A 15,272-nucleotide genomic window follows, 5' to 3' on the forward strand; every position below is an offset into this window, starting at 1 on the left:
CAGGAGGCCCGGGCACGGGAGGTCGTCGCCGGCGAACGCGCGGCCCGCACGCCGCGGTTCGTCAAGACCAGCAACGGCGCCCGATCCCTGGATGAGAAGGCGCTGGCCAGGGCGCAGAGCCTGGTCGGGCTGAAGGGCTACGTCACCAACATCCCCGCCAACCTCATGCCCGCGACCGAGGTGATCGGCAGCTACCACGACCTGTGGCGGGTCGAGCAGTCCTTCCGGATGAGCAAGACCGATCTGCGGGCCAGACCGATGTTCCACCACACCCGCGACGCCATCGAGGCCCACCTCACCGTCGTGTTCACCGCCCTGGCCGTGGCCCGTGAGGTCCAGAACCGCACCGGCCTGGCGATCGGCAACGTGATCCGCCAGCTGCGGCCGCTGCGCTCGGCCACGGTCGCGATCAACGGCGCCACCCAGACGTTCCACCCCGCCGTTCCCGCAGCTCAGCGGGCCATCCTCGATGCGCTACTGCAGGCGGAAGTCACGCACTAAGCAAATGATCAAAGTCGGGTCTTTCGTCGTGGCGCCCACGTTGTCGGCGAGCCAGTTGTTCAGCGTGGCCAGATCCCGCCACGAAGCCTGGACGCGGGTCAGAACTGCCGGCGTGTGCAACCAGCCCTCTGGCGTCCAGCGCCGGGTGGCGTGCAGCGACTTGTGCTTCAGCAGGTCGGTGCGATCGTCGTCGGTGGAGAAGCCGGCCGGTACCCGGACCAGACGGTCACCCTCGATGGTCCAGCCGCCGGCGCGGAGGCGACCGATCTCGGCCTCCAGTCGCGGACCCTGCACGTCGTCGGCCACTGCGCGTCGGTACCGCGCCACCTGGTCGGACTCCAGGCGCCAGCTCCCTCCGGCGACCATCAGCGCGTCGGCGGAGATCTGGACGTACCAGGAGCCTGCTCCGCGTCCCTCCGGCGTCACCACGGCACCTTGGTGGGTCTTGTAGGGCGTCTTGTCGTTGCTGAAGCGCACGTCGCGGTAGGGGCGGAAGACCTTCGCCGGGGCGAATTCCGGGGCCAGTTCCTCGAGAAGTGCCGTCATGGGGGCGCGAACGTGCGCCTCGTAGGCCGTCCGGTGCGCCGTCCAGTAGGTCTTGCTGTTGTCGGCCTCGAGGCCCTCGTAGAAGACCAGCCCCTCGTCGGGGAAGCCGCCGAAGCTCATCGGTCCGCACCCGTCCCGTCGATCGTCGTGTACCGGCGCAGTTCCCGCAGGGGCGCGTCGCCCGTCTCGAGCGTCCGGGCCCAGCCGTCGGCCGCCCAGCCGGCCGATTCGAGGAAGCCCGCGGAGACCCGATCTGATTCCGGGAGCCACATCTGGATCCGCTGCACGCCGTCGCCCGCCGCCAGATCGGCGACGGCGGCCAGCAGCCGGCTGCCGTGCCCCCGGCGTCCCCACCGGGGCTCGACCAGCAGGGGGCCCAGTTCCGCGGCCTCCGGGTCGTCGGCGACCGGGGCGACGGCGGCGAAGCCGACCACCTGGTCGCGCTCCACGGCGACCAGGACGCGGTGGCGCGGCGTCGGGGGAGCCGTGATCGCCTCGCGCCAGGACGCGGTGACGGCGTCGTCGTCCCACTGGTCGAGGACCGCGGCGGGCAGTACGGCGCGGTACGCCGTGCGCCACGTCGTCGCCTGGACCCGGGCGATCGCCGGGGCGTCGCCCGGACGGGCGGGGCGGACGGAGACGTCCGCCGATCCCGTGAGGCGCGGGAAGGGCGGGAGGGAGGTCACCCGGGCAGCGTATGTCCGCAGCTCCCGGCCGCGGAGGTCGTACCCGGCAGGCAGGATCGGACGACGTGACCGCTGTCGAACGGCTGCCCGCCGCACTGGCCCGGCGCATCGCCCTCGCCGCGCAGGGCTTCGCCGACCCGCGACCGGCCACCGCGGTCGGCACGCGGCAGCTGCGTCGGCTCACCGACCGGGTCTCGGTGGTGCAGATCGACTCGGTCAACGTGCTCTCCCGGTCGCACTACCTCCCCGCCTTCAGCCGCCTCGGCCCCTACCCCCGGCCGGCGCTCGATGCGCTGTCCAACCGGCGGCACGAGCTGTTCGAGTACTGGGCGCACGAGGCGTCCTTCCTCCCGGTGCGGCTGCACCCGTACCTGCGCTGGCGCATGGCCGCTGCGGACCAGGAGGCATGGGGCTCGATGATCCGGGTCCATCGGGAGCGCCCGGAGTACGTCGCCGCGCTGCTCGATCGGATCCGCTCCGACGGGCCTCTCCGGGCCAGCCAGCTGCAGGAGGAGCGGCCCGACCGGCCAGGCAGCATGTGGAACTGGCACGCAGGCAAGGCCGCCCTGGAGTACCTGTTCTTCACCGGTGCGCTGACCTCGACCGCCCGGACGGCGGGCTTCGAGCGGGTCTACGACCTGCCCGAGCGCGTGTTGCCCGCCGAGATCCTGGCCGCGCCCACCCCGGACCGTGCCGACGCCATCCGGGAGCTGGTCCGCGCCGCCGCCCGCGCACTGGGTGTGGCCACCGAGACCGACCTGCGTGACTATTTCCGGCTCGGCCCGGCCGACGCGCGGACGGCGATCGCCGAGCTCGCCGATGCCGGTGAGCTCCAGCCGGTGGAGGTGGTGGGCTGGGGCCGCCCGGCGTGGCTGGACCCGGCGGCCCGGCGTCCCCGGTGGATCCGCGCACGGGCCCTCCTGAGCCCTTTCGACTCCCTCGTCTGGGAACGTCCGCGTGTGGAGCGCATCTTCGGCTTTCGGTACCGCCTGGAGATCTACACGCCGGCGGTCAAGCGGGTGCACGGCTACTACGTCCTGCCGTTCCTGCTCGGCGACCAGCTCGTCGCCCGCGTCGACCTCAAGGCGGACCGGCAGGCAGGCGTGCTGCGGGTGCAGGCCGCGCACGCCGAGGAACGGACCGACCGTGCTGCCGTCGCCGGCGCGCTGGCCGACGAGCTGCGGCTGCTGGCCGGCTGGACGGGGCTGGGCGACGTCGCCGTCGTCGAGCGGGGCGACCTGTGGCCCGAGCTCAGTCGCGCGCTGCGGATCCCGTCGTCCCCGGCGTGAGCCCGGCCAGCCGGAGCACGACCGCCAGCCCGGCCGGCTCGCCCGGCCAGTGCCGCGCGAGCGCCTCGTCGCCGGCGCCGCGCACCACGGACCGCAACGCCCAGGCGACGACCACCACGTCGTCGGCGTAACCGAGCACCGGGACCACGTCGGGGACCAGGTCGACCGGCGAGAGCAGGTAGGCCAGCAGCACCCACAGCCGGATCCGCAGTCGCCGCGGGAGCGACCGGTCGGCGGCCAGGCGGCGCACGAGCCGGACGACGTCGGGCAGCAGGCGCAGGCCGTCGCGCACGGTGAGCCCGTCGGGGCGGGTGCGCCAGAGGACGGCGAGCAGCAGCAGCCACACGATCAGCAGCCCGCCGGCGACGGCGATCAGCAGGCGCAGCCAGTCCACACCGCCAGTGTGCCGGGCCCGCGGCCGTACGCTCGGGCCGTGCCCCAGATCGTGCCGCTCCGGGTCCAGGTCATCGCGCAGACCCGGTTCACCCCACCGGCGGACGTGCCGTGGGAGACCGACGCCGACGGCGGCCAGGCGCTCGCCGAGTTCGCCGGCCGGGCCTGCTACCAGTCGTGGGAGAAGCCGAACCCGGCGACGGCGACCAACGCCGGTTACCTCCGGCACATCCTCGAGGTCGGCCACCTCTCGGTGCTCGAGCACGGCACGGTCAGCATGTACCTCACCGGCGTCTCCCGGTCGCTGACCCACGAGCTGGTCCGGCACCGGCACTTCTCCTACAGCCAGCTCTCGCAGCGCTACGTCCCCGAGGGCGACGCGGCGGTCGTCGAGCCGGCCGTCATCGCCGGGGACCCCGAGCTGCACGAGCAGTTCCGCGCCGCCACCGAGGCGTCGCTGGCGGCGTACCGCGCGCTCCTCGAGCGGCTGGAGGAGCGGTTCGCCGACGTCCCGAATGCCACGCTGCGCCGGAAGCAGGCCCGTCAGGCCGCGCGCGCGGTGCTGCCCAACGCCACCGAGACGCGGATCGTCGTCACCGGCAACTACCGGGCGTGGCGGCACTTCGTCGCCATGCGGGCGAGCGAGCACGCCGACGTCGAGATCCGTGAGCTCGCGATCGCCTGCCTGCGCGAGCTGCAGCGGATCGCCGGCAACGTCTTCGGCGACTTCCGGATCAGCGCCTTGGCCGACGGCACCGAGGTCGCTGCCAGCCCCTTCGTCGCCGAAGGCTGATACGCCTCGCCGGCACCTCCTGGCACGTCAGCCGCTGGCCTCACGGAGCGTCGGTGGCCGGCCGTAGTCTCGGACCCGTGGCAGCCCCGATCGACACCCAGTACGAGGACCTCCTGCGGCGGATCCTGGAGCATGGGACCCCGAAGGAGGACCGCACGGGTACCGGCACGGTCAGCCTGTTCGGCGAGCGGCTCCGGTACGACCTGTCCGAGAGCTTCCCCTTGGTGACGACGAAGAAGGTGCACTTCAAGTCGGTCGCCGTGGAGCTGCTGTGGTTCCTGCGGGGCGACAGCAACATCGGCTGGCTGCAGGAGAACGGCGTCACCATCTGGGACGAGTGGGCCTCCCCCGACGGCGAGCTCGGGCCGGTGTACGGCGTGCAGTGGCGGTCCTGGCCCACCCCGGACGGGCAGCAGGTCGACCAGATCGCGAACCTGCTCGAGACGCTGCGGACCGACCCCGACTCCCGCCGGATGATCGTCTCGGCGTGGAACGTTGCAGCCTTGCCCGACATGGCTCTGGCGCCCTGCCATGCCTTCTTCCAGTTCTACGTGGCCGACGGCAAGCTCTCCTGCCAGCTGTACCAGCGCAGCGCCGACATGTTCCTCGGGGTGCCGTTCAACATCGCCAGCTACGCGCTGCTCACCCGCATGGTCGCCGCCCAGGTGGGCCTGGTGCCGGGCGATTTCATCTGGGTGGGCGGTGACTGCCACATCTACAACAACCACGTCGACCAGGTGACCGAGCAGCTGTCCCGCGACGTGCGGCCGTTCCCGACGCTGGAGCTGGCAGACGCCCCGTCATTGTTCGACTACACCTACGGGCACGTCACGCTGCGCGACTACCGGCACCACCCCGCGATCCGGGCAGCCGTGGCAGTGTGACCGAGCTTGCGAGGTCACCGATGGGCGCAGCACGGTCCGGAGCGGGCCCGACGATCGCCAGCGAGGCGGACACGTGACGGTCGCGCTGATCTGGGCGCAGGCCCGTGGCGGCGTCATCGGCGCAGAGGGCGGCCTGCCCTGGCACCTCCCCGAGGACCTGGCCCTGTTCCGGCGGCTGACCACCGGCTCGACGGTCGTGATGGGACGGCGGACGTGGGAGTCGCTGCCTGACCGCTTCCGCCCGCTGCCCGGCCGGCACAACGTCGTGCTGACGACCGACCGCGCGTGGTCCGCCGACGGCGCACGGTCCGCGAACTCCGTCGAGCAGGTCCTGGGCGAGCACCAGTCGTTCTGGGTGATCGGCGGGGGAGTGGTCTACGCGGCTTTCCTGCCGCACGCGGACCGCGTGGTGGTCACCGACGTGGACGCCGACCTCGCGGGGGACACCTGGGCGCCGGACCTCGTCGGCTGGACCCGTTCGTCGCGGACGCCCGCCGAGGGCTGGTCGGTGTCCGCCTCGGCGGGACTGCCCTTTGCGGTGTCGGAGTACGCGCGCCCCGGGCGCGACCGGGCCGTGTCCCGGGGCTCGGTAGATTCCACGTCATGAGCACCGACCCTGCCCGGCCGTTCGGGCGCGTCCTGACGGCGATGATCACCCCGCTCGCCGAGGACGGCTCGATCGACCTGGCCGGCGCGCAGCAGCTGGCCGCGCACCTGGTCGAGCGGGGCGGCAGCGACGGGCTGGTCGTCTTCGGCACGACCGGGGAGTCGCCGACGATCAGCGACGCCGAGCAGCACGCCGTGCTGGAGGCCGTCCTCGACGCCGTGGGCGATCGTGCCACCGTCGTCGCCGGCGTCGGGACCAACGACACCGCGCACTCCATCGAGAAGGCGCGGTCGGCCGAACGGCTGGGCGTCGACGGACTGCTGGTCGTCACCCCGTACTACAACAACCCCCCGCAGGCCGGACTGCTCCGGCACTTCACCTCGATCGCCGACAGCACCGATCTGCCGGTGATGCTGTATGACATCCCGCCGCGCTCGGTGGTGCCGATCGAGGTGGAGACGCTCGTGCGGGCGGCCGAGCACCCACGCATCGTCGCGGTCAAGGACGCCAAGGCGGACATGGGTGCCATCGCGTGGACGCTGGCCCGCACCGACCTCGCCTACTACAGCGGCGAGGACATGCTCACCTTGCCGATCCTCGCCCTGGGCGGTGTCGGTGTGGTCAGCGTCGTCAGCCACGTGGTCGGCCCCCGGCTGGCCGAGATGATCTCGGCCGTGGAGAGCGGCGACCTGGACACCGCCCGGTCCATCAACCAGAGCCTGCTGCCGGTCTACACCGGCATCTTCCGCACCCAGGGGGTCATCCTCACCAAGGCGGCGCTCAACGAGCTCGGCCTTCCGGCCGGTCCCGTGCGCCCGCCGCTGGTCGACGCCACCCCCGAACAGATCGCGCAGCTGCGCGCCGACCTCGCCGCCGGCGGGGTCCAGCTCTGAGAGGCGACGACGTCGTGAGTGGTCAGGTCACCCAGCCCCATCTGGACCTCAAGGCACCCCCGCCCCTCCCCGAGGGGGGCCTGCGCGTCATGGCGCTGGGCGGTCTCGGCGAGATCGGCCGCAACATGGCCGTGCTCGAGTTCGACGGCTCCTTGCTCGTCATCGACTGCGGCGTCCTCTTCCCGGAGGCCGAGCAGCCCGGCATCGATCTGATCCTGCCCGACTTCGGCGTCATCGAGCACCGCCTCGACGACATCGTCGCCGTCGTCCTCACACACGGGCACGAGGACCACATCGGGGCGATCCCGTACCTGCTGCGGCTTCGGGAGGACATCCCGCTGGTCGGCTCGCGGTTCACCCTCGCGCTGGTCGCGGCCAAGCTCCGCGAGCACCGGCTGGACGCGACGCTGGTCGAGGTGGCTGCCGGGGACGACCACCTGGCGGGGCCGTTCCACTGCGAGTTCATCTCGGTGAACCACTCGATCCCCGACGCCCTCGCCGTTGCCGTGCACACCCCGGCCGGTCTGCTCGTGCACACCGGCGACTTCAAGATGGACCAGTTGCCACTCGACGGCGTCCTCACCGACCTGGGTGCGTTCGCCCGGCTCGGTGTCGAGGGCATCGACCTGCTGATGGCCGACTCCACCAACGCCGAGGTGCCGGGGTTCGTCACCCCCGAGCGGTCGATCGGCCCGGTGCTCGACGACGTCTTCGCCCGCGCCTCGCAGCGGCTGATCGTCTCCAGCTTCGCCAGCCACGTGCACCGCATCCAGCAGGTGCTCGACTGCGCGGACAAGCACGGCCGGAAGGTCGCCCTCGTGGGCCGCTCGATGGTGCGCAACATGGGGGTGGCCCGCGACCTGGGCCTGCTGAGCGTGGCGCCCGGGCTGATGGTCTCCCTGGACGACGCCGCCAAGATGCCGCCCGAGCAGGTGGTGCTGGTCAGCACCGGCTCCCAGGGCGAGCCGCTGTCGGCACTGGGCCGCATGGCGCGGGGCGACCACCACCAGGTGACCATCGAATCCGGCGACACCGTCGTCCTCGCCTCGTCCCTGGTACCCGGGAACGAGACGGCCGTCTACAAGGTCATCAACGGCCTGGCCCGGCTGGGCGCGACCGTGGTGCACAAGGAGACCGCGCGGGTGCACGTCTCCGGGCACGCGCCGGCCGGTGAGCTGCGCACGCTGCTCAACGTCGCCAAGCCGCGCTACCTGATGCCGGTGCACGGGGAGTGGCGGCACCTGCGGGCGCACGCCAAGCTCGCCGAGGAGACCGGCATGGCCACCGACCGCATCCTCCTGGCCGAGGACGGCGTCGTCGTCGACCTCGTCGACGGCAAGGCGACGATCGTCGGCTCTGTCCCCATCGGCAACGTGTACGTCGACGGGCTGAACGTCGGCGACGTCGGCGAGGAGGCGCTGCAGGCGCGACGGATCCTCGGCGACGAGGGCTTCGTCGCCCTCACCGTGGTCATCGAGCCCTCGACCGGGACGATCGTCCGCCCGGTGCACCTGTCGACCAAGGGGTTCTCCGACGACCCGTCGGCGTTCGACGAGGTGCTGAAGCTGGTCGAGGACAACCTCAAGCGAGCGCTGTCCGACGACGGCGTCGACGCGCACCGGCTCTCCCAGATCATCCGGCGGACCGTGGGCAAGTGGGTGTCGGACAAGCACCGCCGTCGCCCGATGATCATCCCAACGGTCCTCGAGGTCTGACGCGGCCGCAGCTGCTCCTTGTTGATCAGGTGACAGTGATCACCTTGGGTCCTGGCCCACGGTCGGTGCTGACCCAGGACCCGGAACGGTGAGCCAGGACGGCGGGGGGAGCCCCACCCCGGCCGGGTCACCGGGTGATGGGGATCGGCTCGATACCTTCCTCGGGCGGCAGGTCGAAGCCCCAGACCTGGGCGTAGAAACTCAGCTCCCCGTCCAGCGCCGCGCGAATGTTCTCCGCCTTGCGGAAGCCGTGCTGCTCGCCGGGGAACAGCAGGTAGGCGTGCGGCACGCCCCTCGTCCGCAGGGCCGCCACGATGGCTTCCGCCTGCGAGGCCGGGACGACGGCGTCCTCCTCGCCCTGGAAGACCGCCAGGGGGGTGTCGAGGGTGTCGACGTGGTTGATCGGTGACCGCTCGGCGTAGACGTCGGCGCCCTCGGGCCACGGTGCGACCAGCCCGTCGAGGTAGCGCGACTCGAACTTGTGCGTCTCGGCAGCCAGGGCCGCGAGGTCGGCGACGCCGAAGTGGCTGGCGCCGGCGGTGAAGACGCCCGGCCGCATGGAGAGTGCGGCCAGCACGGTGTAGCCGCCGGCCGAGCCGCCGCGGATCGCCATGCGGGCCGGATCCACTCGCCCGGCGTCGGCGAGGAAGCGGGCGCACGCGACGACGTCGTCGAGGTCGACCACGCCCCACCGTCCCTGCAGCGCGTCGCGGTAACGGCGGCCGTAGCCGGTCGAGCCGCGGTAGTCGACGTGCGCGACGCAGAAGCCGCGGGAGGCGAAGTACTGGATCTCCAGGTTGAGCACGCGGTCGTGGCTGGACGTCGGCCCGCCGTGGACCATGACCACCAGCGGCGGCAGCTCGCCGTCAGGCGCATGGGTGTCCGGGTTGGCCGGCGGATAGACCACGGCGTGGGCGACGTCGATGCCGGTGCCGTCGTCGGGGGTCGGGAAGGTGAGGAACTCCGGCCGGGAGAACCGCGCCGGGTCCAGGCCGAGGTCGCGCGCCGGCCGCAGCACCTCCGTCGCTCCGCTGCCGTAGTCGACCGCGAGGACCACCCGCTCGGCCGCCGGCCCCCCTGCCGCGCAGACCGCCCGGGTGCCCTGCGCGCCCACGTACAGGAACGACGCGTAGGGCAGGTCGAGCTCCCGCGGCTCACTCCCGGGGGAGAGGACTGCGAGCCGGTCGGCGCCGTCCCGCCCGTAGGCCAGGGCGACGCTCCCGTCGGCGAGCAGGCTGAACCGCCGCTGCCCGAACACCCACTGCGGGCCGGCGATGTCGCTGCCGACGTCCAGCACCAGCTCGGCCTCGCCGCCGCCGGGACGCCGGCGGTAGAGCGACCAGACGTCGGTGCGGTCGCAGAGGAACCAGAGGGAGCCGTCCAGGCCCCACGTCGGCTGCACCACCGACTCGCCTGGGCCGCCGGCCACGACGATCTCGTTACCGTCACCCGACCGAACGACCAGCTGCGCGGCGTCCCACGGCATCGCCGGGTGGTCCCACTGCAGCCAGGCCAGCGCGCCGTCCGGCCCCGGGCGCGGGTCCGAGACGAAGTCGGGTCCGGTCACCAGGACGTCGGTGCCGCCATCCGGACGCACCCGCACGATCTCGTTCACGACGCCGGCGGCGGCGCCGGAGGCGGGATGCGTCTCCCGGACGGCGAGCACGTCGTCGCCGGTCACCTGCAGGTCGGCGTACCGGACGCCGGCCGGCACCTCGGGCTCCGCGGTGACGGCCACGGGGTCATCGGCCCCCGGGTCCAGTCGGTACAGCCGCTGGTCGGAGAACTCGGTGAACCACAGGACGCCGCCGGACACCGTCCACGCGCCGCCGCCGTACTCGTGCACGCGGGTGCGGGCGTTCCAGGGCACGGGCAGTACGTCGGCCACCGTGCCGTCGGATGCCCGTCGCACGATCACCGACCGGCCGCCCTCGTCGGGGCGTGCCTCGGACCACCAGACGTCCTCGCCGTCCACCAGGACCTCGCCCAACCGCGCCGCGGTGCGGACGACCAGTTCGGAGGTGATCGCGGTGGGCCAGCTGCCGAACGGGAGCGAGGAGCTCATGCCCGTGACGTTAGCCCGGACGAGAGATCCGGCTAGTAGCGTGGATCCATGGTTCCTGCCGGCTGTCCCAGGGCAGCAGGTGGCCATCCTGTCCGGGTAGGCACCGGAGCGCCCGGTAACAGGCTCCGGTTCGTCGTCGGGAGATGGCGGGCCGAACCGGGTGTCACAAGCCTCTGTCGAGGGAGTGGGATCGCGGGCCGTAGCGCCACCCGGCCCGAGTCAGCGCGTCACGTGGCGGCGCAAGACCGGCGGTAAGCCGTATGCGGGCAGACCGTACGTGCGAATCGAAGGGGGGATGGGAAGCAGGCCGCCGCGCGGTCTCTGCGTCCCTGACTGTCCATGGGGTACGACGACAAGCACGAGCACGAGCACGAGCACGACCATCCTGAGTACAGCGAACTCTCCGAGATGGACGCGAGGGTTCGCGCGCTCGAGACTCTGCTGACCGAGAAGGGTCTGGTGGACCAAGCCGGCCTGAGTGCCGTGGTGGAGCGCTACGAGAAAGAAGTGGGGCCGCACAACGGCGCCCTGGTCGTCGCCAAGGCATGGACAGACCCCGAGTATCGGCGGTGGCTCTTCGAGGACGCAGATGCTGCCATCGAATCGCTGGGGCACGTGGGGCGCCAGGGTGAGCACATGGTCGCCCTCGAGAACACCTCGCAGCGCCACAACATGGTGGTGTGCACGCTGTGTTCCTGCTACCCATGGCCGGTGCTGGGTCTCCCGCCGGTCTGGTACAAGTCGCCGTCCTACCGTTCGAAGGTAGTGATCGACCCGCGCGGGGTGCTGGCCGATTTCGGCGTCTCGCTTCCCGAAGACACCGAGATAAAGGTCTGGGACTCGACGGCGGAGGTGCGCTACCTCGTCGTTCCCATGCGCCCCGAAGGAACGAGCGGCATGAGCGAGGAACAACTCGCCGAGCTCGTCACCCGTGACAGCATGATCGGCACCGGGCTGATCCAGGCACCCACGGACACCGCCCGATGAACGGCGTGCACGACGTGGGCGGCATGCAGGGGTTCGGACCGGTTCTCCCCGAGACCGACGAGCCACCCTTCCACGCGGAGTGGGAGAGGCGATCCTTCGCCATCACGCTCGCAACAGGCGCACTCGGGCTGTGGAACATCGACCAGATGCGGCACGAGCGCGAGTCCCTACCCCCGGCCGAGTACCTGTCCAGCAGCTATTACCGCATCTGGTTCCTCGCGTTGGAGAACGCTGTTCGCAGGCTTGGTCTACCGAACCGCGAAGGCCTGAGGGCGCGCACCGCCGAGGAGCTCATAGGGATGTTCTCCTCGCGCTCCAGCTACGAACGCCCCATCACCACCGAGCCGATCTTCCAACCGGGTCAACGGGTGCGTGCCCGCAACATCAACCCACGCGGACACACGCGCCTGCCCCGCTATGCGCGAGGCCATGTCGGCACTGTGATCGCGATCCGCGGAGCCCACGTCTACCCCGATCGCAATGCTGTGCCACTTGGCCAGGAGTCGAACCATGCGCCCGAGTGGCTGTACACCGTCGACTTCAGCGCACGTGAACTCTGGGGCGACGGCGCCGACCCGACCGTCACTGTTTCGATCGACGCCTGGGAGCCGTACCTGGAGGCGGCCTGATGGATGCAACTGCCGCTGAGACGCTGGCGCAGATCGCCGCAGCCGGCGGTGGTGAGCTGCCGCTACCACCGCCCAGCAGCGAACAGGTCTTCGCCGCTCCCTGGCAGGCGCAGCTCTTCGCGATGACCGTGAGCCTGAACGAGAGGGGCCTCTTCACCTGGCGGGAGTGGGCTCGGGCTCTGGGGCGACACGTGTCCGACGGCATGCCCGACGGCAGCGACTACTACGAGCGCTGGGCCGACGCTCTGGCAGAGATGCTGCGGACGCACGGGATAGCGACCGAGAAGGACATCGAGCACGGGACTCGGGCCTGGCATGAGGCCGCGGCCCGCACGCCGCACGGGATGCCGATCGAGCTCTGATGGACCTGGGTGTCGACAAGGACTCGATGCGCTCGAGCTCTGCCGAGAAGCCGGGCGTCGGGTCCAGGCTGACAGTGGCCACGGTGTCGGGTCAGCAGCACACCGCCGGCCTGACCGGCCGCCGACACGTCGGCCGTGACGACCTGGACCCGGGAACGAGACGGGCTGCGCCTCTCCACGCGGAAGGGGCTCCTCGATCGGCGACCGAGGAACTCCCGGCAAGCCACTCCTCGCTCGTCGGAAGCACTACTCCGTCGATCAACAACCGGTCATGGCGCGCCTCAGCGTGGAAGCCCCGGGTGAGGAAGAGCGACACCCGGTGCGGGACACGACGGCCGGCCTGCCCGGCGACGACCCGGCTCGGGCTTACGGTCTGACGCATGCCTGCCCGCACCACGTCGACCCGCCGGCCGGCCGCCACCCGCAGCCGATCGGGTTCGACGGCGGCCAGCAAGAAGCGGCCCCCCAGCAAGCGGGCGCCCAACCGTCGTCCGCCCGCCAAGAAACAGGCCTCCGCCGGCCCGAGCCTCTGGCGGATCGCCAGCGGCGGCTGGAACCTGCTCGCTCGCGGCGCCGGTGGCCTCGCCCGCTCGGTGGCCCGCCCGGCCGAGGCCGAGCCGCTCGCGCCCGAACACCGGCGCGACGGCGTCGGCCTCGCCGTCCTCGGCCTGGCGATCGTCCTCGGTGCGGCCGCCTGGAGCAACGGCATCGGACCGGTCGGGGCCGGGCTGACCGACGGCGTGCGCTGGGTCGTCGGCTCGCTGGTGATGGTGCTGCCGGTCGTCCTCTTCTTCGCGTCGCTGCGGCTGCTGCGTCGCGGGCCCCGGCCCGAGGCCCGCGGGCGGCTGGCCATCGGCTGGCTGTGCACCGTGGCCTCGGTGCTGGGCATCGCGCACATCGTCGGCACGGCGGCCGACCCGCAGAAGGGACGGCCGGGTTCCGGTGGGCTCGTCGGATGGGCCGTCGGCACTCCGCTGGTCGCGGGGCTCGGCGCCGTGGTCACCATCGTCCTCCTCACGCTGCTGGCCTTCTTCGGGTTGCTGGTCATCACCGCCACCCCGGTGCACCAGATCCCCGAGCGGCTGCGCGAGTTCACCGACCGGCTGCTCGGCCGCGAGGAGTACGACGAGGGCGATTACGACGCCTACGACGACGAGGAGGAGCCCGAGGAGGCGCCGGTCGGCCGCCGATCCCGCCGGAAGTCGCTGTCCGAGGACCTGCTCACCACCGGCCCGATCGACCACGGCGCCTACGCCGAGGCGCCCGAGGCCACTCGCACCACCGACCCGGAGCACACGGTCCTCGCCTCGCCGCCGCCTGTTCCGGCCGCCCGGCCGCCGATCGTGGACCGCACCTCTCCGCCGGAGGACCTGCCGCCGATCACCGAGCCGGAGCAGCTGTCCATCCAGCCGGTCGAGGGCGACTACGTGCTGCCGGCGCTGTCCACCCTGCGTCCCGGCGACCCGCCGCGGGCCCGTTCCAAGGCCAACGACGTCGCCATCGAGGCGATCAGCGGTGTGCTGGAGCAGTTCAACATCGACGCCGCCGTCACCGGGTTCACCCGCGGCCCGACGGTCACCCGCTACGAGGTCGAGCTCGGCCAGGGCGTGAAGGTCGAGAAGATCACCGCGCTGACCCGCAACATGGCCTACGCGGTGGCCAACGACAACATCCGCATCCTCGCGCCGATCCCCGGCAAGTCCGCCGTCGGCATCGAGGTGCCCAACACCGACCGCGAGAAGGTGAGCCTGGGCGACGTCCTGCGTTCGCAGGCGGCCAAGCAGGACCCGCACCCGATGCTGGTCGGCCTGGGCAAAGACATCGAGGGCGGGTTCGTCTGCGCCAACCTGGCGAAGATGCCGCACCTGCTAGTCGCCGGTGCCACCGGCGCCGGCAAGTCCAGCTGCGTCAACTCGATATTGACCTCGCTGCTGCTCCGGGCCACGCCCGACCAGCTGCGGATGATCCTGGTCGACCCGAAGATGGTCGAGCTGACGCCCTACGACGGCATCCCGCACCTGATCACGCCGATCATCACCGACCCCAAGAAGGCCGCCACCGCGCTGGCCTGGCTGGTCGAGGAGATGGAGCAGCGCTACCAGGACATGAAGTCCACCGGAGTCCGGCACATCGACGACTTCAACCGCAAGGTCGACAAGGGCGAGATCACGGTTCCGCCCGGCAGCGAGCGGGTCTACCGCCGTTACCCCTACATCCTCGCGATCGTCGACGAGCTCGCCGACCTCATGATGGTGGCTCCGCGCGACGTCGAGGAACACATCGTGCGGATCACCCAGAAGGCCCGTGCCGCCGGCATCCACCTGATCCTGGCCACGCAGCGCCCGTCGGTCGACGTCGTCACCGGCCTCATCAAGGCGAACGTGCCCTCCCGGCTGGCGTTCTCCACCTCGAGCCTCACCGACAGCCGGGTCATCCTCGACCAGCCCGGTGCGGAAAAGCTCATCGGCATGGGCGACGCACTGTTCATGCCCATCGGTGCGGGAAAGCCGATGCGCGTCCAGGGCGCCTTCGTGTCCGACGCCGAGATCGAGGCGGTCGTCGAGTTCAGCAAGCGGCAGGCCGAGCCGGAGTACCGCGAGGAGGTCTTCTCCGCCGGCGCCAGCGCCGAGAAGAAGGAGATCGACGAGGACATCGGCGGCGACCTCGACCTGCTGCTGCAAGCTGTGGAGCTGATCGTCACCAGCCAGTTCGGGTCGACGTCGATGCTGCAGCGCAAGCTGCGGGTCGGTTTCGCCAAGGCCGGCCGGCTCATGGACCTCATGGAGAGCCGCGGCATCGTCGGGCCCTCCGAGGGCTCCAAGGCCCGCGACGTGCTGATCAAGCCGGACGAGCTCGAGGCCACGCTGTTCACCATCCGCGGCGGCGAGGGCTGATCGCGCTGACGGCCGCGCGAGGTGGCGA

The 15,272-nt window shown here is 71.5% G+C and carries 15 protein-coding genes; 11 read left to right on the forward strand and 4 right to left on the reverse strand.

Features of this window, described 5'->3' with window-relative positions; translation table 11 throughout:
- The coding region (locus QOZ86_RS15045) for an IS1634 family transposase (RefSeq protein WP_284492790.1) at positions 1 to 501 on the forward strand (501 nt) is incomplete at its 5' end.
- Here QOZ86_RS15045 and QOZ86_RS15050 read toward each other — a convergent pair.
- Complete coding sequence (locus QOZ86_RS15050) at positions 475 to 1,167, reverse strand: DUF2461 domain-containing protein (protein ID WP_284492791.1); 693 nt, start codon at positions 1,165 to 1,167, stop codon at positions 475 to 477. The two genes, QOZ86_RS15045 and QOZ86_RS15050, sit on opposite strands and share 27 nt — an antisense overlap.
- Complete coding sequence (locus QOZ86_RS15055) at positions 1,164 to 1,733, reverse strand: GNAT family N-acetyltransferase (protein WP_284492792.1); 570 nt, start codon at positions 1,731 to 1,733, stop codon at positions 1,164 to 1,166. The genes QOZ86_RS15050 and QOZ86_RS15055 overlap by 4 nt, the downstream gene beginning before the upstream one ends.
- Positions 1,734 to 1,798: 65 nt before the next feature.
- On the opposite strand from QOZ86_RS15055, the gene QOZ86_RS15060 reads away from it, so the two are divergent.
- Positions 1,799 to 3,022, forward strand: coding sequence for a winged helix-turn-helix domain-containing protein (locus tag QOZ86_RS15060; RefSeq protein WP_284492793.1), 1,224 nt, complete (start codon positions 1,799 to 1,801; stop codon positions 3,020 to 3,022).
- Here the strand turns inward: QOZ86_RS15060 and QOZ86_RS15065 are convergent.
- A complete protein-coding gene (locus QOZ86_RS15065) occupies positions 2,985 to 3,416 on the reverse strand; it encodes a YkvA family protein (protein ID WP_284492794.1) in 432 nt (143 codons plus the stop codon). The genes QOZ86_RS15060 and QOZ86_RS15065 overlap by 38 nt on opposite strands.
- Positions 3,417 to 3,455: 39 nt before the next feature.
- Between QOZ86_RS15065 and thyX the strand changes: the two genes are divergently transcribed.
- The 5 genes from thyX to QOZ86_RS15090 all read left to right on the forward strand — a co-directional run bounded on the left by thyX (position 3,456) and on the right by QOZ86_RS15090 (position 8,307).
- Positions 3,456 to 4,208, forward strand: coding sequence for an FAD-dependent thymidylate synthase (gene thyX / locus QOZ86_RS15070; RefSeq protein WP_284492795.1), 753 nt, complete (start codon positions 3,456 to 3,458; stop codon positions 4,206 to 4,208).
- Between the two features lie 77 nt (positions 4,209 to 4,285).
- Positions 4,286 to 5,092, forward strand: coding sequence for a thymidylate synthase (locus QOZ86_RS15075; protein WP_348637982.1), 807 nt, complete (start codon positions 4,286 to 4,288; stop codon positions 5,090 to 5,092).
- A 73-nt stretch (positions 5,093 to 5,165) separates the two neighbouring features.
- On the forward strand, positions 5,166 to 5,699 hold the full coding sequence (locus QOZ86_RS15080) for a dihydrofolate reductase (protein ID WP_284492796.1): 534 nt from the start codon (positions 5,166 to 5,168) through the stop codon (positions 5,697 to 5,699).
- Positions 5,696 to 6,592, forward strand: coding sequence for a 4-hydroxy-tetrahydrodipicolinate synthase (gene dapA, locus QOZ86_RS15085; protein ID WP_284492797.1), 897 nt, complete (start codon positions 5,696 to 5,698; stop codon positions 6,590 to 6,592). Before QOZ86_RS15080 ends, dapA begins: the two co-directional genes overlap by 4 nt.
- Before the next feature lie 14 nt (positions 6,593 to 6,606).
- Positions 6,607 to 8,307: a ribonuclease J gene (locus tag QOZ86_RS15090; RefSeq protein WP_284492798.1), complete on the forward strand. Its 1,701-nt coding sequence runs from the start codon at positions 6,607 to 6,609 to the stop codon at positions 8,305 to 8,307.
- 127 nt (positions 8,308 to 8,434) lie between these two features.
- Here QOZ86_RS15090 and QOZ86_RS15095 read toward each other — a convergent pair whose 3' ends face one another.
- Positions 8,435 to 10,372, reverse strand: a complete 1,938-nt coding sequence (locus QOZ86_RS15095; protein ID WP_284492799.1) for a S9 family peptidase — start codon at positions 10,370 to 10,372, stop codon at positions 8,435 to 8,437.
- A 339-nt stretch (positions 10,373 to 10,711) separates the two neighbouring features.
- On the opposite strand from QOZ86_RS15095, the gene nthA reads away from it, so the two are divergent.
- The 4 genes from nthA to QOZ86_RS15115 all read left to right on the forward strand — a co-directional run bounded on the left by nthA (position 10,712) and on the right by QOZ86_RS15115 (position 15,244).
- Positions 10,712 to 11,359: a nitrile hydratase subunit alpha gene (gene nthA, locus QOZ86_RS15100; protein WP_284492800.1), complete on the forward strand. Its 648-nt coding sequence runs from the start codon at positions 10,712 to 10,714 to the stop codon at positions 11,357 to 11,359.
- The gene (gene nthB / locus QOZ86_RS15105) at positions 11,356 to 11,988 is read left to right on the forward strand and encodes a nitrile hydratase subunit beta (protein ID WP_284492801.1); all 633 of its coding nucleotides are present in this window, start codon (positions 11,356 to 11,358) and stop codon (positions 11,986 to 11,988) included. The genes nthA and nthB overlap by 4 nt, the downstream gene beginning before the upstream one ends.
- Positions 11,988 to 12,350, forward strand: coding sequence for a nitrile hydratase accessory protein (locus QOZ86_RS15110; protein WP_284492802.1), 363 nt, complete (start codon positions 11,988 to 11,990; stop codon positions 12,348 to 12,350). Before nthB ends, QOZ86_RS15110 begins: the two co-directional genes overlap by 1 nt.
- Positions 12,351 to 12,730: 380 nt before the next feature.
- On the forward strand, positions 12,731 to 15,244 hold the full coding sequence (locus QOZ86_RS15115; protein WP_284492803.1) for an FtsK/SpoIIIE family DNA translocase: 2,514 nt from the start codon (positions 12,731 to 12,733) through the stop codon (positions 15,242 to 15,244).
- The last annotated feature ends 28 nt before the right edge of the window (positions 15,245 to 15,272 follow it).

Source organism: Blastococcus capsensis (assembly GCF_030165005.1).
In the GTDB taxonomy this organism is placed as follows: domain Bacteria; phylum Actinomycetota; class Actinomycetes; order Mycobacteriales; family Geodermatophilaceae; genus Blastococcus; species Blastococcus capsensis.